The organism is Amycolatopsis sp. A1MSW2902 (genome assembly GCF_017312175.1).
Taxonomy (GTDB): domain Bacteria; phylum Actinomycetota; class Actinomycetes; order Mycobacteriales; family Pseudonocardiaceae; genus Amycolatopsis; species Amycolatopsis nivea.
Genome location: NZ_QJPO01000003.1, coordinates 650,704 through 676,998 on the forward strand (window position 1 = coordinate 650,704; position 26,295 = coordinate 676,998).

General features: G+C 70.7%; 31 protein-coding genes. 20 read left to right on the forward strand and 11 right to left on the reverse strand.

All coding sequences use genetic code 11. The annotated features are described in order from the left end of the window. Positions 1 to 94 precede the first annotated feature (94 nt). Complete coding sequence (locus DMP23_RS45895) at positions 95 to 814, forward strand: alpha/beta fold hydrolase (protein WP_043833983.1); 720 nt, start codon at positions 95 to 97, stop codon at positions 812 to 814. A gap of 94 nt (positions 815 to 908) precedes the next feature. Then, positions 909 to 2,333, forward strand: a complete 1,425-nt coding sequence (locus tag DMP23_RS45900; RefSeq protein ID WP_337825006.1) for an MFS transporter — start codon at positions 909 to 911, stop codon at positions 2,331 to 2,333. Positions 2,334 to 2,769: 436 nt separating this feature from the next. Here the strand turns inward: DMP23_RS45900 and DMP23_RS45905 are convergent, their stop codons facing one another. Next, entirely contained in the window at positions 2,770 to 3,342 is a 573-nt protein-coding gene (locus DMP23_RS45905; RefSeq protein WP_037813197.1) for a TetR family transcriptional regulator, read from the reverse strand. 92 nt (positions 3,343 to 3,434) lie between these two features. On the opposite strand from DMP23_RS45905, the gene DMP23_RS45910 reads away from it, so the two are divergent. From DMP23_RS45910 to DMP23_RS45920, 3 genes are all read left to right on the forward strand, one after another. Further along, the gene (locus tag DMP23_RS45910; protein WP_337825007.1) at positions 3,435 to 4,109 is read left to right on the forward strand and encodes a nitroreductase; all 675 of its coding nucleotides are present in this window, start codon (positions 3,435 to 3,437) and stop codon (positions 4,107 to 4,109) included. A gap of 73 nt (positions 4,110 to 4,182) precedes the next feature. After that, positions 4,183 to 5,301 (forward strand): carboxylate-amine ligase, encoded by a 1,119-nt coding sequence (locus DMP23_RS45915; RefSeq protein WP_337825008.1) that lies wholly within the window; start codon positions 4,183 to 4,185, stop codon positions 5,299 to 5,301. Beyond that, complete coding sequence (locus tag DMP23_RS45920; RefSeq protein ID WP_337825009.1) at positions 5,298 to 6,278, forward strand: iron-containing redox enzyme family protein; 981 nt, start codon at positions 5,298 to 5,300, stop codon at positions 6,276 to 6,278. The genes DMP23_RS45915 and DMP23_RS45920 overlap by 4 nt, the downstream gene beginning before the upstream one ends. Positions 6,279 to 6,323: 45 nt before the next feature. On the opposite strand, the gene DMP23_RS45925 is transcribed toward DMP23_RS45920, so the two are convergent. From DMP23_RS45925 to DMP23_RS45935, 3 genes are all read right to left on the reverse strand, one after another. Next, the gene (locus DMP23_RS45925) at positions 6,324 to 6,521 is read right to left on the reverse strand and encodes a CDGSH iron-sulfur domain-containing protein (RefSeq protein ID WP_134734556.1); all 198 of its coding nucleotides are present in this window, start codon (positions 6,519 to 6,521) and stop codon (positions 6,324 to 6,326) included. Continuing rightward, a complete protein-coding gene (locus DMP23_RS45930) occupies positions 6,508 to 7,191 on the reverse strand; it encodes a methyltransferase (protein WP_337825010.1) in 684 nt (227 codons plus the stop codon). The genes DMP23_RS45925 and DMP23_RS45930 overlap by 14 nt, the downstream gene beginning before the upstream one ends. A gap of 91 nt (positions 7,192 to 7,282) precedes the next feature. Further along, positions 7,283 to 7,510: a DUF2188 domain-containing protein gene (locus DMP23_RS45935; RefSeq protein ID WP_275294484.1), complete on the reverse strand. Its 228-nt coding sequence runs from the start codon at positions 7,508 to 7,510 to the stop codon at positions 7,283 to 7,285. A 107-nt stretch (positions 7,511 to 7,617) separates the two neighbouring features. On the opposite strand from DMP23_RS45935, the gene DMP23_RS45940 reads away from it, so the two are divergent. Next, the gene (locus DMP23_RS45940) at positions 7,618 to 7,746 is read left to right on the forward strand and encodes a hypothetical protein (RefSeq protein WP_268744698.1); all 129 of its coding nucleotides are present in this window, start codon (positions 7,618 to 7,620) and stop codon (positions 7,744 to 7,746) included. 3 nt (positions 7,747 to 7,749) lie between these two features. Here the strand turns inward: DMP23_RS45940 and DMP23_RS45945 are convergent, their stop codons facing one another. Further along, positions 7,750 to 8,217 carry an ATP-binding protein gene (locus DMP23_RS45945; protein ID WP_337825011.1) on the reverse strand — a complete coding sequence of 156 codons (468 nt, stop codon included), beginning with the start codon at positions 8,215 to 8,217 and terminating at the stop codon, positions 7,750 to 7,752. 221 nt (positions 8,218 to 8,438) lie between these two features. Between DMP23_RS45945 and DMP23_RS45950 the strand changes: the two genes are divergently transcribed. Then, positions 8,439 to 9,659 (forward strand): PP2C family protein-serine/threonine phosphatase, encoded by a 1,221-nt coding sequence (locus tag DMP23_RS45950; protein WP_337825012.1) that lies wholly within the window; start codon positions 8,439 to 8,441, stop codon positions 9,657 to 9,659. Here DMP23_RS45950 and DMP23_RS45955 read toward each other — a convergent pair whose 3' ends face one another. Then, positions 9,660 to 10,031, reverse strand: coding sequence for an STAS domain-containing protein (locus DMP23_RS45955; protein WP_051728972.1), 372 nt, complete (start codon positions 10,029 to 10,031; stop codon positions 9,660 to 9,662). It lies immediately after the preceding gene. Positions 10,032 to 10,649: 618 nt separating this feature from the next. Beyond that, positions 10,650 to 11,261: an HSP18 transcriptional regulator gene (locus DMP23_RS45960; RefSeq protein WP_337825013.1), complete on the reverse strand. Its 612-nt coding sequence runs from the start codon at positions 11,259 to 11,261 to the stop codon at positions 10,650 to 10,652. 305 nt (positions 11,262 to 11,566) lie between these two features. Between DMP23_RS45960 and DMP23_RS45965 the strand changes: the two genes are divergently transcribed. The 6 genes from DMP23_RS45965 (at position 11,567) to DMP23_RS45990 (ending at position 15,657) form a co-directional block, all read left to right on the forward strand. After that, complete coding sequence (locus DMP23_RS45965; protein ID WP_037813486.1) at positions 11,567 to 11,992, forward strand: DUF6292 family protein; 426 nt, start codon at positions 11,567 to 11,569, stop codon at positions 11,990 to 11,992. A 78-nt stretch (positions 11,993 to 12,070) separates the two neighbouring features. Then, positions 12,071 to 12,376, forward strand: coding sequence for an SRPBCC family protein (locus tag DMP23_RS45970; protein WP_337825014.1), 306 nt, complete (start codon positions 12,071 to 12,073; stop codon positions 12,374 to 12,376). Between the two features lie 113 nt (positions 12,377 to 12,489). Beyond that, positions 12,490 to 12,873, forward strand: a complete 384-nt coding sequence (locus tag DMP23_RS45975; protein WP_037813225.1) for a DUF2267 domain-containing protein — start codon at positions 12,490 to 12,492, stop codon at positions 12,871 to 12,873. A gap of 146 nt (positions 12,874 to 13,019) precedes the next feature. Continuing rightward, a complete protein-coding gene (locus DMP23_RS45980) occupies positions 13,020 to 13,616 on the forward strand; it encodes a class I SAM-dependent methyltransferase (RefSeq protein WP_337825015.1) in 597 nt (198 codons plus the stop codon). A 10-nt stretch (positions 13,617 to 13,626) separates the two neighbouring features. After that, positions 13,627 to 14,091 (forward strand): DinB family protein, encoded by a 465-nt coding sequence (locus tag DMP23_RS45985; RefSeq protein ID WP_337825016.1) that lies wholly within the window; start codon positions 13,627 to 13,629, stop codon positions 14,089 to 14,091. Between the two features lie 162 nt (positions 14,092 to 14,253). Further along, positions 14,254 to 15,657: a methionine--tRNA ligase gene (locus DMP23_RS45990; RefSeq protein WP_337825017.1), complete on the forward strand. Its 1,404-nt coding sequence runs from the start codon at positions 14,254 to 14,256 to the stop codon at positions 15,655 to 15,657. On the opposite strand, the gene DMP23_RS45995 is transcribed toward DMP23_RS45990, so the two are convergent. Next, the gene (locus tag DMP23_RS45995) at positions 15,634 to 16,569 is read right to left on the reverse strand and encodes an arsenic resistance protein (protein ID WP_337825138.1); all 936 of its coding nucleotides are present in this window, start codon (positions 16,567 to 16,569) and stop codon (positions 15,634 to 15,636) included. The genes DMP23_RS45990 and DMP23_RS45995 overlap by 24 nt on opposite strands. Positions 16,570 to 16,818: 249 nt before the next feature. On the opposite strand from DMP23_RS45995, the gene DMP23_RS46000 reads away from it, so the two are divergent. After that, positions 16,819 to 19,125 carry an APC family permease gene (locus tag DMP23_RS46000; protein WP_337825018.1) on the forward strand — a complete coding sequence of 769 codons (2,307 nt, stop codon included), beginning with the start codon at positions 16,819 to 16,821 and terminating at the stop codon, positions 19,123 to 19,125. A gap of 32 nt (positions 19,126 to 19,157) precedes the next feature. Here DMP23_RS46000 and DMP23_RS46005 read toward each other — a convergent pair whose 3' ends face one another. Further along, a complete protein-coding gene (locus DMP23_RS46005) occupies positions 19,158 to 19,697 on the reverse strand; it encodes a TetR family transcriptional regulator (protein ID WP_337825019.1) in 540 nt (179 codons plus the stop codon). Between the two features lie 48 nt (positions 19,698 to 19,745). On the opposite strand from DMP23_RS46005, the gene bioB reads away from it, so the two are divergent. Beyond that, positions 19,746 to 20,804, forward strand: coding sequence for a biotin synthase BioB (gene bioB / locus DMP23_RS46010; protein WP_037813235.1), 1,059 nt, complete (start codon positions 19,746 to 19,748; stop codon positions 20,802 to 20,804). A 5-nt stretch (positions 20,805 to 20,809) separates the two neighbouring features. Beyond that, positions 20,810 to 21,946 carry an 8-amino-7-oxononanoate synthase gene (locus DMP23_RS46015; protein ID WP_337825139.1) on the forward strand — a complete coding sequence of 379 codons (1,137 nt, stop codon included), beginning with the start codon at positions 20,810 to 20,812 and terminating at the stop codon, positions 21,944 to 21,946. A gap of 376 nt (positions 21,947 to 22,322) precedes the next feature. On the opposite strand, the gene DMP23_RS46020 is transcribed toward DMP23_RS46015, so the two are convergent. Continuing rightward, a complete protein-coding gene (locus DMP23_RS46020; protein ID WP_337825020.1) occupies positions 22,323 to 22,808 on the reverse strand; it encodes a DoxX family protein in 486 nt (161 codons plus the stop codon). A 162-nt stretch (positions 22,809 to 22,970) separates the two neighbouring features. Here DMP23_RS46020 and DMP23_RS46025 point away from each other — a divergent pair, with 162 nt between their 5' ends. The 3 genes from DMP23_RS46025 (at position 22,971) to DMP23_RS46035 (ending at position 25,217) form a co-directional block, all read left to right on the forward strand. Next, on the forward strand, positions 22,971 to 23,450 hold the full coding sequence (locus DMP23_RS46025; protein ID WP_337825021.1) for a COG4315 family predicted lipoprotein: 480 nt from the start codon (positions 22,971 to 22,973) through the stop codon (positions 23,448 to 23,450). 143 nt (positions 23,451 to 23,593) lie between these two features. Beyond that, on the forward strand, positions 23,594 to 24,796 hold the full coding sequence (locus DMP23_RS46030; protein ID WP_337825022.1) for an NAD(P)/FAD-dependent oxidoreductase: 1,203 nt from the start codon (positions 23,594 to 23,596) through the stop codon (positions 24,794 to 24,796). Positions 24,797 to 24,857: 61 nt separating this feature from the next. Continuing rightward, on the forward strand, positions 24,858 to 25,217 hold the full coding sequence (locus tag DMP23_RS46035; RefSeq protein WP_337825023.1) for a hypothetical protein: 360 nt from the start codon (positions 24,858 to 24,860) through the stop codon (positions 25,215 to 25,217). Here DMP23_RS46035 and DMP23_RS46040 read toward each other — a convergent pair. Continuing rightward, on the reverse strand, positions 25,214 to 25,768 hold the full coding sequence (locus DMP23_RS46040; RefSeq protein WP_037813243.1) for a TetR family transcriptional regulator: 555 nt from the start codon (positions 25,766 to 25,768) through the stop codon (positions 25,214 to 25,216). The genes DMP23_RS46035 and DMP23_RS46040 overlap by 4 nt on opposite strands. A gap of 65 nt (positions 25,769 to 25,833) precedes the next feature. Between DMP23_RS46040 and DMP23_RS46045 the strand changes: the two genes are divergently transcribed. Then, positions 25,834 to 26,292 carry a cupin domain-containing protein gene (locus DMP23_RS46045; RefSeq protein ID WP_037813245.1) on the forward strand — a complete coding sequence of 153 codons (459 nt, stop codon included), beginning with the start codon at positions 25,834 to 25,836 and terminating at the stop codon, positions 26,290 to 26,292. Positions 26,293 to 26,295: the final 3 nt, after the last annotated feature.

Sequence of the window (26,295 nt, forward strand, 5' to 3'; positions counted from 1 at the left end):
GTGCCTTATTGCCCGTCGCGCCGCGGACGATCACGATGGTTCTCGAACAGTACCGGGTTACTTCCGGTAACCGCAAAACCGAGGAATCCTGACTATGACTACGTTTGTGCTGGTGCACGGCGCGTGGCACAGCGGCCGCGCCTGGGACCGGGTCGTCCCGCTCCTGGAAGCGGCCGGGCACCGGGTGCTCGCGCCCTCGCTGACCGGATACGGCGACAAGAAGCACCTGCTCAGCCCCGAAATCGGGCTCGACACCCACGTCCAGGACATCGTGGACCTGCTCCGCGGCGAAGAGGACGTGGTCCTGGTCGGGCACAGCTATGCCGGGCTGGTCATCTCGTCGGCCGCGAACGAGATGCCGGACCGGGTCGCTGAGCTGGTCTACCTCGACGCGATGGTGCCCGAGGACGGCGAAACCGCGGTCGACGTCCAGCCGGTGAGCCAGCGCCTGATCGAACTCGCCCAGCAGCACGGCGACGGCTGGCGCGTCCCGCCGCTGCCGGAGCGGCCCGCGCCGTTCGGGCTGTTCGGAGTCACCGACCCGGACGACGTCGCCTGGGTGCGCGGAATGCTCTCCGACCAGCCGGTCCGCTGCCTGCAGCAACCGGTGCGGCTCGACAATCCGGCCGCGCGAGCGATCCCGCGCACGCACATCCACTGCGTCGGCACGACCCCGGAGGGCATCATCCGCCGCCCGGTCCCCGCGATCCAGCCGAACGGGACGCCCGCGCAGGTGTGGGAGCTGCCGACCGGACACGACTGCATGGTGACGATGCCGGTCGAGCTGAGCGAGCTGCTGCTGAAGCTCGCCTAGCCCGGACGGTCGAGTGCCCACCGGACAAAGTTGCCCAGTGGGCACTTTTATGGCTACCTTGGGAGCACAGCACCCGGGGGAAGGACGTCCAGCCATGCCGAAAACCGCCGTGCCGGAAGAAACGAGCCCGTTCACCCGGCGCGTCAAGATCGGCATCGCCGGGGCGTTGTCCGGCATGGCGCTGGGCATGCTCGACAGCTACATCGTCGCCACCGCGCTGCCGAGCATCGCCGCGGACCTCGGCGGACCAGGGTCGATGACCTGGATCATCACCGCCTACGCGCTGGCGATCGCCGCGTCGACCCAGGTGTGGGGCAAGCTCAGCGACCAGTTCGACCGCAAGGCGATGTTCCTGCTTTCGGTGGCCGTCTTCCTGGCCGGATCCATGCTGTGCGGGCTGGCCCCGACGATGGGCGCGCTGATCGGTTTCCGTGCGCTGCAAGGCATCGGGGCCGGCGGGCTGCTCGTCGGGGCGATGGCGATGGTCCAGGTTCTGGTGCCGCCCAAGGAATCCACGCGGATCTCCAGCTGGACCGGCCTGCTCCTGGGCCTCTCCCTCGTCGGCGGCCCGCTGGCCGGCGGATTCCTCACCGACGCGCTCAGCTGGCGCTGGATCTTCTACGTCAACGTCCCGTTCGGACTGTTGTGTCTCATCGGGACAGTCGTCGGGGTCCAGCTGCCGGCGAAAAGCGGGAAAGCACGCATCGATTACGGCGGAACGGTTCTGCTGGTCGCCGCGGTCGTCTGCCTCACCCTGGCGACCAGCTGGGTCGGCACCCGCTACGCCTGGAACTCGCCGACGATCCTCGGCCTGTGCGCGGCCGCGATCGCCGCGCTGACCGCGTTCGTGTTGGTGGAAAGCCGCTGCCCCGAGCCGCTCGTCCCGTTCCGGATGTTCCGCACCCGCAATTTCGCGCTCGCGCAGGTGCTCGGCTTCGCCTTCAACGTCACCATGGTCGCGACAGTCACTTTTCTCCCGCTGTACTTCCAGAACGCGCACGACGTGCCGCCGTCGCTCAGCGGGCTGCTGCTGATCCCGATGACCGCCGGGATGGTCGTGGTGATGAACGCGAGTTCGAGATATCTCCGCCGCACCGGCCGTTTCCGGATCCTGCCGATCATCGGCAGCGCCTGCGTCGCCGTCGGGATGGCCGGGGTGTGCTTCCTGGGACCGGACACCGATCCGCTGCTCGCGTCGCTGACCGGACTGCCGCTCGGGGCCGGGCTCGGCTGCCTGATCCAGAACACGATCCTGATCATCCGGCTGAGCGTCGAACCCCGAGACCTCGGCGCGGCGCTCGGCCTGGGCTCCCTGACCCGGACGCTCGGCAGCGGCATCGGCGCGGCCCTGTTCGGCTCGCTGTACGTCGGCGCGCTGACCCGAGCCACCACACCGACCGCGGTCGCCGACGGCCTGCACGCGGTCGCCGGTGCGACGCTCGTCGTCGCGCTGCTCTCCCTGACGGCCGCGTGCTTCGTCCGCGAAGTCCCGCTCACCGACCGCCCCGCACCGCGCTGACCTGCGGATTCCAGCGGCGCTCCAGACCCGTTCCATACCTTCCCGGCAGCGTCCTCCACGGTGCGTCGCGTCCGCCGGGAGGGTGGGACCGAGGCCAAGGGGGACGAACCGGCCGGGCCAGACCCTCCCGGCCGGTTCGGGCAAGGGCGGCCGCAACCCCAGGCTCCGCCCTTGCCCGCTCTTCACCGCTCGCGGCGGGTGCGATTTCACTCGCCGCACCGCCTCGATGACCGAGATTCGCTCGCCATACCAGCACGGGCACCGCGATACCGCCCGCTCCGCACCGCCCCGGGTCACCGCGAGTCCGCTCACCGCGCCGCCCGGTCCACGCGATCCGCACGCCACGCCCCGCGACCACCGCGACACCACACCGCCCCCGGCCGCGCCGCCGCAACTCCCCTCGGCTGTTCCCGTCCGCCTCGGCCGCCACCGGTGGTCAGCCGACCGCGCGCTCCAGCAACACCTCCGCCGCCGCACGCGCATGACGGCCGTAGCCTGGATCGCCGAGAACCATCGCTCGGCTCGCGGCTCCGTCGGCCAGTGTCACCAGTTGCTCGGCGAGCGCGGCGGGATCGGCGGCCCCCAGCTCCGAAACCAGGTCGGTGACCAGCCGGAGCATCAGCAGTTTCTGCTCCCGCGCGTACGCGTGCACCGCGCTGGCCGGGTCCGGGTACTCCGCCGCCGCGTCCACGAACAGGCAGCCGCGCACCGGTTCGGCGTCCGGCAGGTCGAACATCGCCAGGAGCCGTTGCCGCGCAGGGAGATCCGCTCGGGTCAGCACGTCGTGCAGGGTGTCGCCGGAGCGGACGAGGTCGCGCAAGTAGGCGACGACCAGATCGTCCTTGACCGGGAAATGCAGGTACAGCGTCCGCTTCGACACCGGGGCCGCGGCGGCGACCTGCTCCATCGTCGTGCCGGTGATGCCCTGGCGGGCGAACAGGTCCGCGGCGGCCGCCAGCACGCGTTCGCGTCCGCCGCGACCGGCCCGGCGGGCCTTCTCCTCGACCATGCGGCCAAGTGTACAGAAACGTTTACTTAAGCCGCCGCAGCCTGCTACCGTGCTTAGGTATACGAGAACGTTTACCTAAGGAGGCACTCCCGATGACCGAACTCGCCGACGCCGCCGCGACCCTGATCCGCGGGCGGCGCGCGACCCGGTCGTTCCGGCCCGACCCCGTTCCGGACCGCACCCTCCGCGAGATCTTCGACCTCGCCGCCGCGGCACCGTCCAATTCCAATGCGCAGCCGTGGCAGGTCGAGGTCGTCAGCGGAGCCAAGCGGGACGAACTCGCCGACGCGCTGGTCGCCGCACACCAGGAGGGCCGCCGGTCGGTCGATTTTCCGTACAGCGAAGCCATTTACGAAGCCGTGCACCAGAAGCGCCGAGCCGCGGCGGGTGGCGCGTTGTATGGCGCGCTGCGGATCGGTTTCGACGACCACGACGCGCGCGCCTCCTACGACGCCGAAAGCCTGCGCTTCTACGGTGCCCCGCACGTCGCGCTGCTGTTCGCCCCGAACACCGCCGAAGCCCGGCTCGCGGCGGACGTCGGGATGTACGGACAGACCTTGCTGCTGGCCATGCAGGCGCACGGAGTTTCCAGCTGCCCGCAAGGATTGCTGAGCTTCTACGCGGACACGGTCCGGGAAACGCTCGGCCTCGACCGCGGGAAGCTGCTGTTCGGGATCTCCTTCGGGTACGCCCACCGCGCCGCGCCGGTCAACCGGTTCGCCGTCGGGCGCGCCCCGCTCGCCGAGACCACCCGCTTCCACGCCTGATCTCGTCTCGACCGGAATCTCCCGAAAGGATTGCCGGGCCGCCGCGCGGGTACTCCGGCCCGGGGAGGTGCCGATGGACGTACCGACACTCGGCGTCGAGGAGGAATTCCTGCTCGCCGCGCCGGACGACGGCCGTCCGATGCCCGTCGCGGACGAGGTTCTCGGGAAAGTCGGGCGGCTCGCGGACGGTGCGGCCGTCCACCGTGAACTGCGCGCGACCCAGGTAGAACACGCCACCGGCGTCTGCACGACCGCGGCGCAGCTTCGCGACCAGCTGTGCCGCGGCCGGCTGGCGTTGTCCCGAGCTGCAACCGACGCCGGCTGCGCGATCCTGGCCACCGGAAGCCCGGTCGGCCCCCTCCGCTCCCCCGCCGAGCCGCTGCCGCCGGACCGGTACGCGCGGATCGACGCGCACTACGGCGATCTGGCCGCCGATTACGAAGCCTGCGGCTGCCACGTGCACGTCGGAGTCCCGGATCCGGACACCGCGGTAGCGGTCGTGAATCACCTCGCGCGATGGCTGCCGACGCTGCTCGCGCTGTCGGCCAACTCACCGTTCGACCGCGGCCGGGACACCGGGCTCCACAGCTGGAGAATGGCGCTGCAGACCCGTTTTCCCGGCTCCGGCCTCACCCCGCACGCGAGGTCCCACGCCGAGCATTCGCGACTCGTCGACTCGCTCGTGGAGTGCGGGGCGCTGGTGGATCGCGAGCAGACATTCTGGCTCGCCTGGCCTTCGCCGCGCTATCCGACAGTGGAGCTGCGGGTCGCTGACGTGCCGCTGACCGTCGACAGCGCGCTCGTTCAGGCAGTCCTCTCGCGGGGACTGGTCGCCACCGCACTCGCTGACCTGGAACGCGGCATCGAAGCAGCCCCGCTCGACCCGCAGATCGGTTCGGCGGCGGTGTGGGCGGCGACGCGGCACGGGCTCACCGGCGCCCTCGTCGACCCGGTCCGCGAGAGACCGCTGCCCGCCGCCGAAGCCGTCGCCGATCTGCTCCGCCATGCCGGACCCGCCCTCCGAGCGGCCGGAGACCACGACCTCGCCCACCGGCTCGTCCAAGCCGTGCTGCGGGACGGCACCGGCTCGGCCGCGCAACGGAAAGCCGGGCCGGACGGAGTCGTCGCGATGCTCGCCGCGCGCACCGTCCCACGCGTGACCTCGCTCCAGACGGGTACCCGGGGACAATGACCACCTCCCTCACCGCACTGCCGACCGCGCGCGGACCGGTCTCCGCGGCACTGCTGGAAATCCTGCGGGATCCGGCCGTCCAGACCGCGGTCGACCGCCGCGACGCCGACCCGTTCGGCGACGATCTCCACCTCGCCCTGCATCTCTGCTACGAACTGCACTACCGTGGGCTGCCCGGCGTCGACACGGACCGCGAGTGGGACACCGCGCTGCTGAAAATCCGGGCAGAGCTGGAGAACACGTTCCGTTCCGCGTTGCGCGACGCGGTTCCCGGCGGCTCCGGCGTGGACGCCGAACTCGACGAGCTGCTGACCGAACGCGACGCCGACGGAGCGGTCGGTTTCCTGCTGGCCGAGGGCGAATGGTGGCACGTCAAGGAACTGTTCGCGCACCGGTCGATCTACCACCTCAAGGAAGCCGATCCGCACGCGTGGGTCATCCCGCGGCTGTCCGGTCCGGCGAAGGCCGGGCTGGTGGCGGTGGAGTTCGACGAATTCGGCGGCGGCCGCGCCGACCGGGTGCACGCGAAGCTGTTCGCGGACCTGCTCGCGGCGGCGGACCTGCCCGACGGGTACCTGGCGCTGCTGGAGCACGTTCCGGGGCCGATGCTCGCGCTGGTCAACATGATGTCGATGTTCGGCCTGCACCGGGCGTCGCGCGGGGCGCTGGTCGGGCACTTCGCCGCCGCGGAGATCACCACCGCCCCGGGCGCGCAGCGGATGGACCGGATCCTGCGCCGCCTCGGCGCGCCCGAAGCCTGCCGGTTCTTCTACACCGAACACATCGAGGCCGACGCGGTGCACGAACAGGTCATGCGGCACGACGTCGTGGGCGGATTGCTCGCCGCGGAACCGGAACTGGCGGCGGACGTCGTGTTCGGGATCCAGGCGACCGGGTTCCTGGAAGCACAACTCGACCAGCACCTGCTCGGCTGCTGGCAGGACGGGCTGTCCTCGCTGCGCCAGCCGCTGCCCTGAGAGCAACGGCCTGGTCGCGCACCCGCGACCAGGCCGCCGCAGGGGTCAGCCAGTGCCGCGGACCCGCTTGCGATGACTCGCGTCGCACCACGGAAACCTCTTGCTGCGCCGGCAAGCGCACACCGCGACGACGAACCGGTCCGACCGCGCCGTGTCCCCGTCCGGAGTGGACACCTCGACCGGCCCCTCCACCAGGACCGGCCCGCCCGGCACCACCCGGACCCGGCGTTCATCGCGCGGCACGGAGCACCACCAGTTCCTCCGTGCGGTCGCCGGGCCGCATGAAACCGCGTTCGATCAAGAACTCAAGGCGTCCGGAGACCACCGGTCCGAACGGCACTTCCGCACGCGCCAGCACCTCGCTGCGCAACCCTCCGGCAGCCAGCGCGAACCGGGTTTTGTCCACACCGGACATCGTCGACTGCACCAGGTACAGCGCACCAGTACGGGTCAGCAGCGAAGGAGCGGCAGCGCACAACGGGTCGAGCATCGCGCGACCGTCCGGCCCCGCGTCCCACGCGCGAGTCGAGCGGACGGTCGGCGTCGGGGAAGGCACGTACGGAGGATTGGCGACCACGACGTCGTACGGTCCGGCTTCGACGGTTTCCTCAAGCCCGCCGCGGAGCAGTCCGATCGGGAGCGCGCGCAGCACGGTGTTCATCCACGCGGAAGCCAAGGCCCGCATGGAGATGTCCGCCGCGACGACCGCGGCTCCGGTCCGGGCCAAGGCGATGGCCAGTGCACCGCTGCCGGTTCCCACGTCCGCGCACCGCATTCCGCACCCGATGCGCGTATCCGCCGTCAACACGCTCGAAAGCAAGGCAGTGTCCTCTTGCGGACGGTAGACCCCCGGCAGCCGGAATACTCTGCCCAGCGGCCGGGCCTCCGTTTCAGTGCGCACAGACGTCGTCATGGCGGTCCTCCATCTCGGTCGGGCCGCCGGGATACCCCCGTCCGGTCTGGCCAAACCGCGATTTCCGCCGCACCGCCCCGAAAACCGCCGGTCACCCGGGCGCGTGCCGGTAGCAGCGCTGCTCGACGATCTCCCCGTCGCCGTTGGCCTTGGGCTCGCCGTGGACGTAATGGCCGACCCCGCGCGCCCGCGCCATTTCCCGGCCCACCGACACCGCGTCCGCACGGCGCGCCGCGGTGTTCGCCACCCGCCGGATCCCCTCGATCCGGTTCTTCCACAGCCCGCCCTCGCGACTGGTGTGAATGTCCCCTTCGGCCATCCCGCGCCTCCTTCCGCTCGCCCGCCGGGTACCCGATGCCCCCGCGGGCAACCGGGTTGCCGGGGCCGCCACCGGGTACCCGAACCGGGAACGGAAGGAGCGAAACCATGACCGAACCGCGCGAATCCGACGACGTCTACGGCGACACCCCGGAAGAAGAACGCGAGACCATCCGCGGCGAACAGGGCACGTCCGGCGACGAGCACGACGACTCCGACCCGCAGCAGGGCCGGTGAACCTCAGCGGGACGATTCGCAGGCTTCCCGCGCCGGCACCCCGCAGCCGAGCCGGGCCCAGACCGTCTTGCCGCCGGAATGCTCGTGCACTCCCCAGTCGTCGGCGAGCCGGTCGACGAGCAGCATCCCCCGGCCGCGCGCCCGGTCGAAGTCCGGCGGGCGGACCTCCGGGCGGCCGGGCTCGGGGTCGGCCACTTCGATCACCACGACGCAGGGCCGCGACAGCACGGTCAGCCGCGCATACGACGGGCCCGAGGTGTGCTCGTAGGCGTTCGACGCGAGTTCCTCGACCACCATCAGGACGTCCGCGAGATGGTCCGGGGACAGATGCCCCAGCGACTTGCCCGCCCAGGCGCGCAGGCTCGGCAGCGTCGCGACCCCGGTGCCCCGCAGGTCCAGCGCCCAGGGTGCGTCGCCCTCCCCGGAGTCCGGGCCGGTCACCGCCGGTCCCTCGTCCGGCCAGAACAACACAACCACTCTCCCGCCGACTGCGCGACGGAGTACGGGCTCGCGCCGGAAAACGCCGCAGCGTTTCGCCGCCCCTCGCCGCAGCCGCTTGACATCACGTGGGGAAGTCCCTTTCTCGCGCTCGACTTCGCCGGTGCCCAAACGGGCGTACCCGGACGGGGCAGACTTCACACCTGCTGGCGCGCATCTCTGGACCCCGTGGCCGGTTCGGCTACTGTCGCTGCATGCCGTCTCACGCGCCGGAGCCCGAATCGCGGACTCGCCTCGCCGAAATCCTCGGCCCCGGGGCGAGCAACGCCGCGCTCGGCGAGGAGCTCACCAAGATCCTCACCCGGGCTTGCGCCGTCCTCGACGTCGACACCGCCACCGTGCTGCGGCACGATGCCCGGTGGCAGCGCCTGGTCGCCGTCGCGGCCGCCGGACTCGAGGAGGAGATCTACCAGGGAGTCCAGGTGCCGGTCGGCGCGGGGTTCGCCGGTGCCGTCGCCGCGCGCCGGGAGCCGGTCGTCATCGACCAGGTCGACCGGACCACGGTGCTGAACGCGCTGCTGGCCGAGCGCGGCCTGCACACCATGCTCGGCGTCCCGATGCTGGCCGGGACCGAACTGGTCGGCGTGCTGCACATCGGAGCCGTCCGGGACCGCCGGTTCACCACCACCGACATCGAAACCCTCCGGCTGCTGGCCGACCGGCTGGCCGCCGTGCTGCAGGCGGAGATCATGCACCAGAACCAGGCCGCGACCATCGCGCTGCAGCGCAGCCTCCTGCCGGGCGTGCTTCCGGTCGTCAAGGGCCTGCGCCTGGCCGCGCGCTACGTGCCGGGCGCGGAGGCCGGGCTCGGCGGCGACTGGTACGACGTGTTCCGGCTTCCCGGGGACCAGACCGGCATCGTGATGGGCGACGTGTCCGGGCACGGCCTCGAAGCCGCGGTCATCATGGGACGGCTCCGCAGCGCGCTGCGGGCCTACGCGCTCGACTGCGACGATCCCGCGACCGTCCTCGCCAAGCTCGACCGCAAAGCGAACCACTTCGAACACGGAGTGATGGCGACGGTCGCGTACGGCATCCTCCGGCCCGGCCACGGCAGCATGGCGCTGTCGCTCGCCGGGCACCTGCCGCCGGTCGTGGCGGTGCCGGGCGAACCGGCGCGACTCGTGCCCGCCCCGCCGGACCCGCCGGTCGGCCTGACCGTCGGGGCCACCGTCGAACGGCGCACCACCACGGTGGAACTGCCGCCGGGAGCCGTCGCCGCGTTCTACACCGACGGTCTCGTGGAGCGCCGCGACCGGCTCGTCGACACCGGCATGGACCAGCTCGCCGAACTGGTCCGGCCGGAGGACCCGGAACTGGCCTGCGCCCGGATCATGGCCGCGATGGTGGGATCGCGGCCCCCGCAGGACGACGTCGCACTCGTGGTGCTCCAGCGCACTGCGGGGGCGCACTGATCACTCCGCGGCCAGCGCCTCGTCGAGCGTGCGGTACAGCGGGAGACTCTGCTCCAGCCCGGTGAGCTGGATCGGCCGCAACGTCGCCCGGCCGGACGCGACGATCCGCACCTGTGTCCCCTCCGGCGCCTCCCGGCACGCGGCCAGCAGGACGGTCAGTCCCGCCGAGGCGAGGAAATCGACCCCTGTCAGGTCCAGTACCAGCACCGGGGGCTTCCCGGTGAGGGTCTCGGCGACCGCGGCCGTCAATTTCGGGGCGGTCCCGAGGTCCAGGTCCCCGTTCAGGGCCAGCACCGCCGCGGGCGAGCGGTCGGCCCGTTCGATCGACAGCGAACCCGGCGGGTCGATCACCGGGTCGGTCAGCTCACTCATCGCTCTTTCCCTCCTCAGGAAGCCCGGAACGCCTGCGTCCGGGCAGGAAAAGTACGCGGCTGGCTGCTCAACCGCGAATAGCATGCCTTACGGACGGCGGCTCGCACGAATGCCGCCGCGGGAAATGATCTCGGATCCCGGGAACGTCGGCAGCGCGGGGCCCCCGGGAAGAGACGTTCGGCTCATTGCGCGCGGTTTTCGCGCTTCGCGGACGGGGCTGTTCGGGTGCTGGCTTGCCCGTCCCGGGGAGACGGCAGGCCACGGTCCGGGCGGTTCGCGCCGATCCTCCGGCGGGAGACCTTTCGCGGCTGAATGCGCATGGATGTGCTGTTGGCCGCCGCCCGCGCGGACCGGCCCGCCACCGAACGCCTCGAACACCACGCCCGCTCACCGCGCGTCGAGCCACCATCGGCCGCTGCCCGCGCGATCTACTCCGCAACCCCGCAGCCTGAACCCCACACTCGTTCACCGCGCGCCGAGGCACCATCGGCCGCCGCCGTTCACGGGACCGGATGCGCAACGTCGCGACCCGGACACGGCTCCCGCTCCTCGCGCGAGGAGACAGCACCCGCCGACCACGCGAACCGGCGCTCAGCGCAACCCGAACACCACTCCCCCTCATCGCGCACGACCGCGCCGCTGCCCGGCCGCGTTCTCGCGCAGCCGGTTCGCGTGTTCGCCGATCTCCCCGACGCGATCCGCCAGCGCCGCGTGCCGCGGTTCGAGATGCGCGCGCACGTCGGCCAGCGGCGGCAGCAGATTAGTGACGTCGTCGTCGCCCAGCGCGACGCTGAGCCGGTCGGCGCTTGCCTGTCCGGCGGGGTCCAAGCCGGGCGCGGCACTCGCCTCCGCGGCCAGCCGGCGCAGCACCGCGGCGTTGCGCCGGGCCCAGTCCGCGACTGCCCGGTCTCCCGCGCGGCGGCCGCGTTCGGCGTCGACACGGGCTTCGCCGGTGGCCTCTCCGGTCGCCGACGGCCGCAGCCGCAGGTACCGGCGTTCGGCCGCCTGCCTGCTCGCCACGCCCAGCGCCGGGGCCAGCGCCGCCCAGCTCGCGCCCGCCGCGCGCGCGGCCGCGATCAGTTCCGGTTCCCATGCGCCGAGCTGATCGCGCAGCGCCCGCAGCGCGGAAAGCGCGGCCATCGACCGGTCGGCCGCCGCTCCGCCGTCCCGGGCGGCCAGCACCGCGTCGCGGACGCCCTGGATCAGCAGGCCGGGGTCCACCTCCGCCATCGCGTCATCCTCTCGACGACTTGGCAGTTGTCATCGTTTCAATGACATGCTAGAAGAAAAGAGCGTCCCCTGTCGAGCGGCGGAGGTGAGTCCGATGTCCTGCCGAGCACGCGGGCCGATTCCCCGCGTTCCGCAGGTTTCCCGTGCCCCTTCACCGGGAATCACGTCCGGACCGCCCGCAAGGGCGCGTTCCGGCCGCTAGCCGGAAAACCCCGCCGCGCCGCCGGATGCGGCCCGTGGCGCGGAGCAGGCCACCCCTGGTCCGTGCCAGTCCTTCGCGCGAGAAAGGCGTTGTCCCCGTGTCCCTGCCGCTGCACACCGCCCAGACCGGCCCGTCGCACCCCGCTTCGGTGCGCTTGTGGAACTACCTCGCCGACGTCACCGCCGCACTGGGCATCGGCCTCGAGTCCTGCACCGTCGACCACGACACCCCGGTGTCGGCCTACGTCGCGCTCGACGGCCACCTGCCCGCCTACCCCGGCCGCGACGTCGCCCTGCTGTGGGACGAGATCCACGGCTGGGCCGCCGCCGTGGAAACGCATTCCGGCGAGGACCTCATCGTCATCCGCTACCTGGCCGGGCCCACGGTCGCGCCGCCCGCGTCCCGCGTCGCCGAGTTCGCGGCCGCGGTCCGCGACGACGACCACCGGATCGGCTGCCTCGCGCCGCCCGAAATCCGGACGCTGGGCACGCCCGCCGAACTCGACGCCATCCTGCGCGCCGCGGGCTGAACCGGGCAGCGCACCGTCCGTGAGCATCCACTGTGGACTCCCCCGTTTCGCGCCGCCGCGCGACGGGTAGCCAAGATCATGAGCGAGTTCGAAGCGCAGCGAAGGATGCCCGCGCCCGCGGAACGGGTGTACGCCGTCGCGTCCGATGCCGCGCACCAGGACGAATGGCTGCCGGAGCCGGTCGCCGCGCCCCTGGCCGGGCGCCGTGACCGGCTGCGGCTCGAATGGGACGGCGGCTGGCTCCAGGTCGCGCCCGGCGCGGCGGGCACGAGCCACGCGACGCTGCACCTGTCGGTCCCGGCCGGACCCGGCCGCGACGATGTCCCGGCGCGCATCCGCGAGTCCCTCGACCTGCTCGCCGTTTTGTCCGGCTCACCCGGCTGACACCGTCCACAAGGGACTCGTGCCGCCCCGGACGGATCGTTTTCCGTCGCACGGAACAGGAACGGCACCGCGCGCTTCAGATCGGCTACTCTGCGGCCAGGAGTTGATGGTCCATGGTGGTGCGGAAGGAAATTCTGCCCGGGCCTCGCCTGCCCCGCACGGAACGGAACCGGTTCGCGGTCGACTGCGTCGTCGACAGCCTGCTGCGCTGCCTTCCGCTGGCCGAGCAAACCCGGCTGGGCGTCGTCGCGGCGAGCCGCGGGCGCACGTGCGACCGCGAGGCCCTCCTGATGGAGATCTCGTTGCGCACCAGGCGTTCCCCGCTCGCGGCGAGGTTCCTGGTGCGCGCGGTCTACTCCGCACTGGGGCAGACGTCGCCGGAGCTCGCGTCCCGGGTGCGCGCGGGCGTGAGCCCGGACGTGCTCGTCCTGCTGGGCGGGACGCGGCAGCCGAGCACGTGGTCGCGGGAAACCCCGCCCCGGTGCCACAGCGGATAAACCCTGCTCAGGCTCGAGTCCGGCCGCGGGCCGGTCCACATCTCACCTGCCCTCCCCACGCGGGGAGTTGCCGTTCCGGCAAGATCGCGTGCGCTCCGGGCCCGGCTGCGGCGACGCTGGACGCACCCGACCCGAGGAGCCGACCGATGACCACCGACGCGACCCTGTTCTGGGACGAAGTGCACGCCGCCCGGCCGCCCGCGGACTCGAAGCCGAACGCCCGGCTCGTGGAAACCGTCTCCGGCCTTCCTCCTGGCGCCGCGCTCGACCTGGGCTGCGGCAACGGCGGCGACGCCCGCTGGCTCGCCGACCGCGGCTGGACCGTGACCGCCACCGACATCTCCGCCGTCGCCGTCAACCGCCTCTCCGGCCCGAGGATCACCGCGGTGCGGCACGACCTGCGGGTCAGCTTCCCGGCAGGCGAATTCGACCTCGTGACGGCGCACTACCTGCAGACCCCCTTCGAACTGGACCGGTCGGCGGTCCTGCGCACCGCCGCGCACGCACTGCGGCCGGGCGGCTGGTTGCTGGTCGTGGACCACGGCTCGATCGCGCCGTGGTCGTGGAACCAGGACCCGGACGCGCATTTCCCCAACCCGGCCGAGATCGCCGAAGACCTCGCCCTCGACCCGGCGCGGTGGGCCGTCGAGCGAGCCGACTCCCCCACCCGCCTCGCGACCGGACCGAACGGCCAGGTCGCCGAGGTCGTCGACCACGTCCTGCTGATCCGCCTGAACCCCTGAGGAGACCACTGTGGCCCGCCGTCGCGACACCCCGCCGCCCCGCACCGGAAGCAGCGAAACCGAAGTCCTGCGCGGATTTCTCGACTATCTCCGCACCTCCGTCGCCGCCAAGGTCGACGGCGCGCCAGAACCTGAAGCCCACACCGCCATGGTGCCGTCCGGGACGAATCTGGCCGGCCTGCTCAACCATCTGACCTTCGTGGAGCGGTCGCTGTTTCTCGGCGAAACCGTCAAGAGCTGGCCATCGACCTTTCGCACCAAGGACAACGTCGCCGAGGTCGTCGCCCGCTATCGCGAAGCGGTCAAGCTCGCCAACGAAGTTCTCGACAGCTGCCCGGATCTCGCCGCGGCGCTGCCGGGTCGCGACGGCCCGAGCGTCCGCTGGGCGCTGACGCACATGATCGAGGAAACCGGACGGCACGCCGGGCACGCCGACATCCTGCGCGAGCTGATCGACGGCACGACCGGACGCTGAAAACCAGTGGCCCCGAAGCGGCGCGCCCGGCCATCATGGAAGGCATGACCATCGCACGCATGCCGAGCCCCGACCTGGGGCCCGTTCTCGTGCGCTGACACGACCAGCCCCGGCCGTCGCCGGGGTCTCTCCGCCGTCGTCCGAGGGCGGAGAGGGATGTCCATGACCGACTTGATCACCACCGCGATCCCTTATGTCAACGCGGAACCGCATTTGGGGCACGCGCTCGAACTCGTGCAAGCCGACGTCCTTGCCCGGCACCGGCGATTGCGCGGCGCCAAGGTCCACCTGCTCACCGGCACCGACGACAACGCGCTCAAGAACGTCACCGCGGCAAAAGCGGCAGGCGTGCCGGTGCAGGAGTTCGTGAACCAAGGCGCCGCGCGATTCGCCGCGCTACAGGAACCACTCGGGCTCGCCGTCGACGATTTCCTCCGCACCAGCACCGATCTCCGCCACCTCGACGGCGTCCGGTGCCTGTGGCAAGCCAGCGCCCAACGCGGCGACTTCTACCTTCGCGACTACACCGGCCGCTACTGCGTGGGCTGCGAACAGTTCTACGCGGACGACGAACGCTGCCTGGAACACGAAACCCCGCCGGAAATCGTCACCGAACAGAACTGGTTCTTCCGGCTTTTCCGCTATTCCGAAGAAATTCGGGACCTGCTGGAATCCGGCCGCCTCCGGATCGAGCCCGCCGCCCGGCTCCGCGAGGTGCTGGGATTCGTGCGCTCCGGGTTGTCCGACCTCAGCGTGTCCCGGCCCGCCGCGCGCTCGGACGGCTGGGGCATCCCGGTGCCCGGCGACCCGGACCAGGTGATTTACGTCTGGTGGGACGCGCTCGCCAACTATCTCACCGCCGACCCGGCGCGCTGGGCCGAAGCAGCCGAACGCGTGCACGTGATCGGCAAAGGCATCCTGCGGTTCCACGCCGTGTACTGGCCCGCGCTGCTGCTCTCCGCGGGTGAACGGCTGCCGGACACCATCTTCGTGCACGACTACCTGGCCCTCGACGGCGCGAAGATCTCCAAGAGCGCGGGCAACACCGTCCGTCCGACGGACCTGATCGACCAGTACGGCGCGGACGCCGTCCGCTGGTGGCTGCTGCGCGAGGTCGCCCCGCTCGGCGACACCGACTTCACCGAAGCACGGCTGATCGCGCGCGCCGACGACGAACTCGCCAATGGCCTCGGCAATCTCGTGCACCGCGTGCTCAGCCTGGCCCGCCGCACCGACCGGATCGCCCCGTCGAGTCCACTAAGGACCGTGCACACGCTCGCCGACCGGATCGACGCGGCACTCGCCGACTTCGACTTCCGCGCAGCCACCGGGGCGTTGGTCGAGGTGATCACCGACGCGAACCGGTACGTCGAACAGACCCGGCCCTGGACGTTGCACGGCACCGAACTGGAAGAGGCATTGGGGACCGTCGTAAGCACTTGCCGGGAACTGGCAACGGAACTCAGCCCGTTCCTCCCGGACGGCGCCGCCCGCCTGCGCGCTCAACTGGACCGCGGCGAACCGGCGCGCCTCTATCCCCGGCTACGGCAGCAAACGGGGCACTAGGCGGACGTAACAGACCATGCCGACCACTTCGACCAGCGTCTGCGTCACCACCACGACCGCCGCGACCGCGAACTCGTCCGGCAACGCCAGCGCCAGCGGAAGCACCACCAGCGAATTCCGCGTGGCCCCGGTGAAAACGATCGCGCGCCCGCCAGGAACGTCCAACCGGAACAGCCGCGCGACGCCCAATCCGGCGAAGGCCATCACCGCCAGGAAAACCACGTAGAACGGCACCACCGACGCGACCGGGCCGAGTCCGCCGTGGAGCTTCGGGGTTTGCGACGCGACCACCGTCGCCAGCGTCGCAGCCATCAACGGCACCATGGCGGATCCGGCCGCGTCGGCGAACCGGCGGCCGGTCGCGTGCCGGGCCGCCCAGGCTTGGGTAAGCCAGGCCAGCGCCAGCGGGATCGCGATCAGCACAAGAAACGCTTCGAGAAACGGCCCGGCTCGCACCACCCGCGCCAAGTCCGCGCCGAGGAAGAGAAAAAGGAATCCGGGCAGCAGGATCATCTGCGCCAGCAGCAGCAACGGCGTCGCCGCGAGCAGGCGGCGACTGCTGCCGCCGGCAAGACCGCTGAAGACGATCACGTAGTCCACGCACGGGGCCAGCAGTACGAGCAGCATGCCCAGCCGAAGCGCTTGTCCAGCCGGGAAGAAGGCGGACATCGCCGCGACGACCAGCGGCACTACGACGAAGTTCGCCGCCAGCGCGGCGCCGAGGAACCGGCCGTCACGCAGGGAACGGCCCAGTTCGGCGGCGGGCACCTGAAGAAATGTGACGTACAGCAGCGCCGCCAGCACCGGGTTGATCGCCGGTTCCAGTCCCGGCCCGGCGGACGGGGCCAGCCAGCCGGCCAGTGCGCCGACGGCGAGCGCGCCGAGGTAGATGACGACCTGGTGCCGTTCCATCCGCGACACCAGGCCTGACGACTGCGACAACGGGCGCGCTCCTCCGTGAATGCCGGGTACCGGACCAGCGTAGCGACGCACCCGGCCCGGCAGGAAAAACCACCCTCTTGACGAAATCCTAACGCCGCCGAATCCCGTTTTAATACCCTCCTGACGCAAGGGAAGAAGCCGTTTCTTAACGCATTTCAGAATGGGATTGATCTCGCCGCACAGCGCGTACGAGACCGTCCGCGCGTGCATGCTGAGCCCGTGACAGAAACGGAAGAACCTCAGCACCGCCTGGAACCGGGCGCGTTCGGGTACGCGGTGAAGCGGCTGTTTCTCGGCAAACCGCTCATCAACGCGCAATTGACGCACGAACGCCTTTCCAACACGACCGCGTTGGGCGTGCTTTCCCCGGACGCGATCTCGTCGTCGGCGTACGGCACCGAGCAGATCCTGGTCGAACTGCTCCCCTACGCCGGTCTCGCCGCGTTCAGCCTGGTGCTGCCGATCACCGGCGTGATCCTGGTCATCCTGGTGCTCGTCGCCGCGTCGTACCGGCAGGTCGTGATGGCCTACACGCGCGCGGGCGGATCGTACGTCGTCGCGCGGGAGAACTTCGGGCCGCGCGTCGCGCAGGTCGCCGCGGCCGCGTTGCTGATCGACTACATCGTGACCGTCGCCGTGCAAACCTCGGCAGGCACCGTCGCCGTCGTCTCCGCGATCCCCGCGCTAGGGCCGTACAGCCTGGAGATCACCGTCGCGATCGTCGTCCTGCTCTGTTACGCCAACCTGCGCGGCCTGCGTGAAGCCGGTCGTCCGTTCGCCGTTCCCACGTACCTCTTCACCGCGTTGATGCTGGTGATGATCGTGGTCGGCCTCGGCAAGGCGATGACGGTCGGGCTGCCTTCCTACGACGCGGCCCATCTGCCCGGTGCGGTTCCGGTCCAGCACGGGGACGGGCTCGTCGCCGGCGCGACTGTTTTGGTGCTGCTGCGCGCTTTCGCCAACGGCGGTTCTTCGCTGACCGGCGTGGAAGCCATCTCCAACACGGTGTCGGCCTTCCGCAGCCCGCGCGGCCTCAATGCCCGCAAGGTCCTGGTCACGATGGCCGTCATCCTCGGCGTCCTGGTCGGCGGCGTCTCCCTGCTCGCCTTCTTCACGCACGCGACGCCCTACGCCAGCGGGTACCCGTCGGTGGTCTCCCAGGAAGCCCGCGCGGTGTTCGGCGACGGCTGGTTCGGGCAGGCGATGTTCGCGGCGATCCAGGCCGCGACCGCACTCATCCTCTACACCGGGGCCAACACCAGCTTCAACGGCTTCCCGTTCCTCGCCAGTTTCGTGGCCAGCGACCGTTTCCTGCCCCGCCAGCTGACGACGCGCGGCCACCGGCTGGTGTTCTCCAACGGCATCCTCGTGCTTACCGTGCTCGCCGTCGCCCTGCTGTTCTTCTCCGGCGGCACAGTGACCGCGCTGGTGCCGTTCTACGCGATCGGCGTGTTCACCGGCTTCGCGATGGCCGGATACGGCATGACCAAGCACCATCTGCGGCTACGGGAGCAGGGCTGGCGGTTCAAGCTCTCGGTCAACCTCGCCGCCGGGATCCTGTCCACTGTGGTCGTCGGCATTTTCGCCATCGCCAAGTTCACCGAAGGCGCGTGGCTGGTCGTCGTGGTGTTCCCGGTTCTCGTGTTCGTCCTCATCCGGCTCAACCGCGAGTACCGCGCCGAGGCCGCCGTGCTCGAACGCATCACCGCCACCCGCGCCAACCCGACGCGCTACGCACGCCACCAGGTTTTCGTGCTGGTCAACACGATCGATCTGGCCGTCCTCGAAGCGCTCCGGTACGGCAACAGCCTGCGGCCGGACAAGGTGACCGCGGTGCACTTCGTGATCGACGCGCAAGCCGCCGAACGCCTGCGCGCCCGCTGGGAAGAGCTCGGCATGAAAACCGGGCTGCGGCTGATCGACGTACCCGACCGGCGGATCGCCCGCGCCGCGTACACGCTGGTGCAGAACGCGATCACGGACGCCGAACGGACCAGCGTCACCGTCCTCCTGCCGCGACGGAGCTACGCGCCCCTGCTCGGACGGCTGCTGCACGACCGCACCGCCGACCGGATCGCCCGCGTCGTCAGCCGCATCCCGCAGGCCGCGGCGACGATCGTGCCCTACGACGTGCAGACCCGGAGCCGCACGCTCATGCCGCACCTGCCCGAAGAACGCGCCACCGCGGCGGTCGAACGGCTGCTGACCCGGATCGGCACCAGCGCGAAGAAAGAGCTGACGCCCAGCGCTCTCGCGGAACTGCGTCCCGGCTCGGACGTGAGCGTCGACGGGCGGATCCAGGAACTCGCACTATCCGAAGAGGACGCCCGAGGGCCGGTGCTCACCGCACGGCTCACCGACGACACCGCGACGGTCGTCCTGGAATTCAGCCAAGCGCACCCCGACCTCGAACCCGGCCAGGTGCTGCGCGTGACCGGCCGCGTCGCCGAAGGCACGCCGCTGGTCATCCGCGACCCGCTGTGCCACATCCTCGAAGCCGCCGAAGAAGACGAAGACGGGTCGTGAGTGTCTACGCCGGTTCTCACCGGCGCGAACACTCACGACAGTCCACTGAGGATAGCGTCGATGCCGAACCCGAACGCCTCGTCCGAATCCCCGCTGTGCGACGGATCCTCCTCGACGATCCCGGCCCGCACCAGCTCGGCGTGGTTCTGTTCCTCCGCGACGAACCCGAGTACATAGTGGACAACGGTGCGCGCCGCCCACTCCGCGCGCCGCTCGTCGTACTTCCCGGTGAACAGGCGGCGCAACGCGTGCGTGGGCACCAGCAGATCCGGCCGGTACGCCTGCACGAACGACACCACCTCGGCCCCGTCGCGCACCTGCAGCAGCGCCGAGCGGAAGTCCCCGGCCGCCTCGCGCGGGTCCTTCGCCACCTCGGGCAGCCCCTTCAGGATCCGCGCGGCGACGACGGCGAGCAGCTCCTGTTTGTTGGCGACGTGGTAGTACAGCGCGCCCGGCTGGACCCCCAGGTCGAGGGCCACCCGGCGCATCGACAAGCTGCTCAGCCCCGCTTCCCGCAGCAGCTCGTACGCCCGGTCGACGATCTGGTCTCGCGTCACCTTCACCCCTCTCATTCTGCCCGCCGCTTGCTTCCGGCCGATCGGCCGCCTAGGATTTGATAGGTGTTCAAAACCTTCGACGACCTGGCCGACCGGCAGCTGGCCGGCGGCGTACTCGACCGAACTGACGCCCGCGCGGTGCTGGAAGCGCCGGACGAGGACGTGCTCGGCCTGGTCGCGGCGGCCGGGCGGCTGCGGCGCGCGCACTTCGGCAACCGGGTCAAGGTCAACTACCTCGTCAACCTGAAATCGGGCCTGTGCCCCGAGGACTGCGGGTACTGCTCGCAGCGGCTCGGGTCGTCCGCGCAGATCCTCAAGTACTCGTGGCTGTCCGCCGAGGAAACGGCGCGCCAGGCCGGCGCGGGCATCCAGGGCGGCGCGTCGCGGGTGTGCCTGGTGGCGAGCGGGCGCGGGCCGAGCGACCGCGACGTCGACCGGGTCGCCCAGGCGGTCGAGGCGGTGAAGTCCGCGCATTCCGACGTGGAGGTGTGCGCCTGCCTCGGGCTGCTCAAGGAGGGGCAGGCCGAGAAGCTGCGCGACGCCGGGGTCGACGCGTACAACCACAACCTGAACACGAGCGAGTCGCGGTACTCCGAGATCTGCACGACGCACGGGTACGACGACCGCGTCGACACCGTCGAAAAGGCCAAGTCCGCGGGGCTTTCCGCGTGTTCCGGCCTGATCGTCGGCATGGGCGAGACCGACGACGAACTGATCGACGCGATCTTCGCGCTGCGCGACATCGGCAGCGATTCGATCCCGGTCAACTTCCTGATGCCGTTCGAGGGCACGCCGCTCGCCGGGACGTGGGAACTGAGCCCGCTGCGCGCGCTGCGCATCCTCGCGCTGGCCCGGTTCGCTTGCCCGGCAACGGAAGTCCGGATGGCCGGCGGCCGCGAGATGCACCTGCGGTCGCTGCAGCCGCTCGCGCTGCACGTGGTCAACTCGCTGTTCCTCGGCGACTACCTCACCAGCGAAGGCCAGGCCGCGAAGGCCGACCTGGAGATGATCGCCGACGCCGGCTTCGAGGTCCTCGGCGCGGGCGAGCAGCAGCAGGCCGCGCACGCGACCCCGGCGCTCCGGGAACGCGGGGCGGGCACCGCCGCCGCACCCAACGCGTGACCGCCATGGTGTCGATGCACGACTGGCTCACCGCCGCCGAACGGGACCGGCACGTCGCCGGTCTCGTCCGGCGGACCGACGATCGGCGGCATCCGCGAAAGTCCACATTGGACCTCGCGTCGAACGATTACCTGAGCCTCAGCACCGATCCGCGACTGCGCTCGGCCGCCGTCCAAGCCGTCGAGAAGTACGGCGTCGGCGCCGGCGCGTCCCGAGTCGTCACCGGCACCACACCGTGTCACACGGAACTGGAACGCGAACTGGCCAGCCTCACGGGGCAACCGGCCGCGCTCGGTTTTTCCAGTGGCTACACGGCAAACATCGGTGTGATCACCGCACTCGGCTCGCCGGACACGCTGCTGATCACCGACGCGCACATCCACGCCTCGCTGATCGACGGCGCGCGGCTGTCCCGCTCCCCCGTCGCGATCTGCCCGCACAACGACCTGGACGCCCTCGCGCGCCTGCTGCGGGACCGATCGCAGGAACGGGCGATCGTGGTGGTCGAGTCGATCTATTCGGTGCTCGGCGATGCCACGGACCTCGTGCGCGCGGCGGCATTGTGCGCTGAACACGACGCTTTCCTGGTGGTCGACGAAGCACATGGCATCGGTGTCGCAGGCAACGGCCGGGGCGCGGTGTACGCAGCCGGTCTCGCAGGCGCACCGCACGTCGCGGTCACCGCCACGCTGTCGAAAGCCCTGGGCGCACAGGGCGGTGCGGTTTTGGGATCACCGCTGCTGCGCGAACATCTGGTCAACACAGCGCGGACGTTCATCTTCGACACCGGCCTCGCCCCCGCCGCGGCAGCGAGCGCGGCGGAAGCGTGCCGGATCATCGCGGCCGAGCCTTCACGGGTCGAGGATCTGCACCGCGCCGCCGCCACGATCGCCGCCGCCGCAGGGGTTTCGCGCGCGCCGGGTGCGGTGCAGTCGATTCCCGCGGACTCTCCGGAACAGGCCGTGGCTGCCGCGAATCAGCTGTACGAACGGGATATCGTCGTCGGCTGCTTCCGCCCGCCAAGCGTCCCGGACGGCATCTCCCGACTCCGGCTGGTCGCCCGTGCTGGGGTTGACCTGCACCGCGCCGAGGACGCTGCGCGACTGGCTGCGCAGTGGTCGCGTGCGGCGAGCATCGTCTGACCCTCCAGACCAGACGCCCCGCCGCCGAGCCTCCGTCGACGGACGACCGCACCACGCAGGGATTGCCGACACCGCAAGGGGTTTCGCGAACTCCCGACGCGATGAAGACTCCGCGGATCGTCCCGGACGGCATTTCCCAACTCCGGCTGGTCGCCCGTGCCGGAGTTGACCTGGACCGCGCCCGGGACGCTGCGCGGAGTCTTCATCGATCGACGGCCAGCACCACGCCGCGATCGCCGACACAGCAACGGTTTCGCGAACCCCCGACGCGATGCGGCCAATCCCCGCGGAGCGCCCCGGACGTCTTTTCCCGGCCCTGGCTCGCCGCGCAATGGTCACGCGCGGCGAGCATCGTCTGACCGCCTCCCGAATCCGGCTACTCGCCCCCGCCAGGACTGACCTGCACCGCACTCAGCGCACCCCGCGATTCCCCACTCACCACACCCCGCGCGTCGTCCGGCCGCTTCCGGAACAACGCGTCCACCGCCAGCGCCCCCGGCCCGGTGAAGGCCAGCAACAGGAACGCCCAGCAGAACATCGCCGCGGGCTCCCCGTGGTTCTGCAGCGGCAGCAAGCCGTCCGGCTGGTGGACGACGAAGTAGGCGTACGCCATCGAGCCGGACGCGAGCAGTGCCGCGATCCGGGTGCCGAGGCCGAACGCGACCAGGAGGCCGCAGCCGAGTTGGATCACCGCCGCGTACCAGGACGGCCACGCGCCTGCCGCGACGGTTCCGCCTTTCGGGCCGCCGCCGAAGACGCCGAATAGCGCCGCCGCGCCGTGGGCCGCGAACAGCAGCCCGACGACGATCCGGAACAGGCCGAGCACGAACGGGACGGCCCGGTCGAGCGCACGCTCTGGCATGGGTCCTCCTCGGAGAGTCACTAAGGTTAGGCTTGCCATACCGTACGCACCGAGGCCTCTCCCGTCCAGACGCTGTGACGCTCGATAAATCCCGGCTGAACCGTTCTGGAGCCAGCCGCGTGTCGGAGAAAGGGCGACACCCACGCACCACTGGAGGCTGGGATGACTGGCACAACCCCAAGAACTTTCGGACTGCTGACCGCATTGGCCGCGGCAGGCCTGTTCGCCGCGGCATGCGGCGGCGGCAACAGCGGCGGGACAACCGCCGCACCACCCGCCGCGCCGACGCATTTGACCGACAGCAAAGGCGACACGATCTACCTGTTCGCCGCGGACCACAACGGCCAGTCCGCCTGCGCCGCGAGCTGCGCGAGCTACTGGCCCCCGGTCGCCGCGGGCACTCCGCTCACCGGGCCGGCCCAGGGCAGCATCGGTGCCATCACCCGACCAGACGGATCCAAGCAGGAAACGCTCGGCGGCCACCCGCTGTACCGGTACATCGGCGACAAGTCCGCCGGGCAGACCAACGGCCAGGGCCTGAACCTCAACGGCGGGCTCTGGTGGATGGTCGCCTCCGACGGCACCGCGATCACCACGACCAGCTCCGCCCCGGCGGGCGGGTACGGCGGCGGCAGCTACTGAGCGGCGAAGTAACACCCTTCCGGGTAGGTGCTGTCTCAATTGGGTACCTCTGATCAGGGGAACTTGACCGGGCAGCCGAATAAGACCAAACTTCGCTAGTGATATAAGTACTCCCGTCGTCCCCGCATCGAAGGAGTTCGTCAGTGACCTCGTCGTTCGTCATCATCGGAGCCGGGCTGGCCGGAGCGAAGGCCGCGGAAGCGTTGCGCGACAAGGGATTCGACGGGAAGATCACCATCGTCGGCGACGAGCGGCACCTGCCCTACGAGCGTCCGCCGCTGTCGAAGGACTACCTCGCGGGCAACGCGGAGGCCGAGAGCTTCCAGGTGCACGACGCCGCGTGGTACGCCGAGAAGAAGGTCGACCTGCGCCAGGGCGTCAAGGCGACGGCGATCGACCGGGACCGGAAGCAGGTCGCGCTCGACGACGGCACCAGCCTCGGCTACGACAAGCTCCTGCTGGCCACCGGCGCGAGCCCGCGCGAGCTGCCGGACACCGCGGGGATCCACTACCTGCGCCGGATCGAGGACGCCGACCGGCTCAAGGAGCTGTTCGGCACCGCCTCGAAGCTGGTGGTCGTCGGCGGCGGCTGGATCGGCCTCGAAGCGACCGCCGCCGCGCGCCAGGCCGGGGTGGAGGTCACCGTGGTCGAGGCGCTCGAACTGCCGCTGATCACCGCGCTCGGCCGCGACGTCGCCCCGGTGTTCGCCGACCTGCACCGCGCGCACGGCGTCGACCTGCGGCTCGGCGTCCAGGTCGAGCACATCACCAACGGCGGCCAGGGCAAGCGGATCCGCCTCGGCGACGGCAGCGTCCTCGACGCGGACGCCGTCCTGGCCGGGATCGGCGCGAAGCCGAACGTCGAACTGGCCGAGGCGGCCGGCCTCGACGTCGACAACGGCGTGGTCACCGACGCGAGCCTGCGCACGAGCGACCCGGACATCTTCGCCGCGGGCGACGTCGCGAACGCCTACCACCCGTTCCTCGGCAAGCACCTGCGCGTCGAGCACTGGGCGAACGCGCTCAACCAGCCCGCCGTGGCCGCGGCGGGGATGCTCGGCAAGGAGGAGTCGTACGACGAGCTGCCGTACTTCTTCACCGACCAGTACGACCTCGGCATGGAATACCTGGGCACCATCGAGGGCCACGACCGCGTCGTGTTCCGCGGCGACGTGCCCGGGCGCGAGTTCATCGCCTTCTGGCTCAAGGAGAACCGCGTCCTGGCCGGGATGAACGTCAACGTCTGGGACGTCACGGACCCGATCAAGGCGCTCATCCGCTCCGGCAAAGCGGTGGACCCAGCGCGGCTGGCCGACCCCGAGGTCCCGCTGGAGGACCTCGCCTGATTTCGATGCCGACGGGCCGTTCCGGACTGGTTTCCGGGGCGGCCCGTTAGGCTTTCCCTCCGTGGCGACCGAAGTTCTCTCCGCCGGGTGGGACTCCCCGTGCTACGTCGTCCGGACCTCGGCCTTCGACGCGAAGTTTCTCGTCGGCGGCGGCGAGGAACCGGACGAGGTGGACAATGTCGACGTCGAGGTCCACTACCCCGACGGTTCCCGGTGGAGCGCGACGATGTTCACCCTCGACGAGGTGGACCGGATCATGCGCCGCTGGGAAGGCACCGGCGAATGCGCGGGCGGCAGCTACTTCGCCGTTCCAGACGGGCTGATCGTCCGCGAACCCGGCGTGCGGAAGATGACCGCCGTGCTGATCTCGATGCACGACATCGGCGAACTGAACTCTTACCTGGTGCGCTTGGACGACTAGTCCCGGGGCAGCAGCCCTTCCAACGCCAGTTCCAGAAACCGCCGCCAGTCCCCGCTCCCCGTGCGGACCACCGACGACAGACAGCCGACCAGCAGATACACGTCGCCGACCGTGCAATCCGCGCGGAGCACCCCCGCCGCCTGGTCGGCCGCGATCGCCTGCGCCACCACCGTTTCCAGTTCGGCCAAGGCGTCGCCACGCGGTTCGCTCCCCGCCGATCCGCGCGCCGTCTCGATGGCGGCCGACAGCGCCCGGTCCCCCGACAGCACCTCGCCGACGTGCCGCAGATAGCGCTTGACGCCGGATTTCCCGTCGACGCACCGCTTCCGCGCGTACTCCGCGATCTCGGCGAACCGCTGCTCCGCCAACGCTTCCACGAGCGCCCGCCGGTCCGGGAAGTTCCGGTACACCGTCCCGACACCCACCCCGGCCACCCGCGCGATCTCCGGCAACTGGACGTCGTCCTGCTCGGCGAGCAGCACACGGGCCGCCTCCAGGACCCGTGCCCGGTTGCGTTCCGCGTCCGCCCTCGGCTTGCGCTCCGTTGACAACCGACGCCCTCCTCCGGTTAATCTGGAAACGGACTCCGCTTCCGATTCGTCTGCGAGGATACCCCATGACGAAGGACCGTTTCCTGCTGCTGCAGCCCGGCGAGGCACGCCCGGGCCGGGTGCCGCTGCCGCCCGCGTTCGCGGTGAAGGCGATGACCGGCGACACCGAGACCCGGTTCTCGCTGCTGGAGGTGACGCTGGCGCGCGACATCCCGCGCCACGTCCACCACGAGGCCGACGAATGCATTTACGTGCTCGAAGGCGAACTGGGCATCGACTTCGCGGACGAGACCCACGTGGCGGCGAAGGGGATGTTCGTGCTGCTGCCGCACGGGGTTCCGCATGCGCTGCGGGCGGTTTCGGATCCCGCGCCGCGGCTGCTGCAGATCTCCTCGCCGGGCGGGTGGGAGCACTATCTGGAGGATCTCTTCGAGGCCGGTCCGGCGGTGCTGACGGACGGCGCGGTGGACCCGGTGAAGATCAACCCGGTGGCGGCTCGGTACTCGATCACCTACGAGGAATGAGGG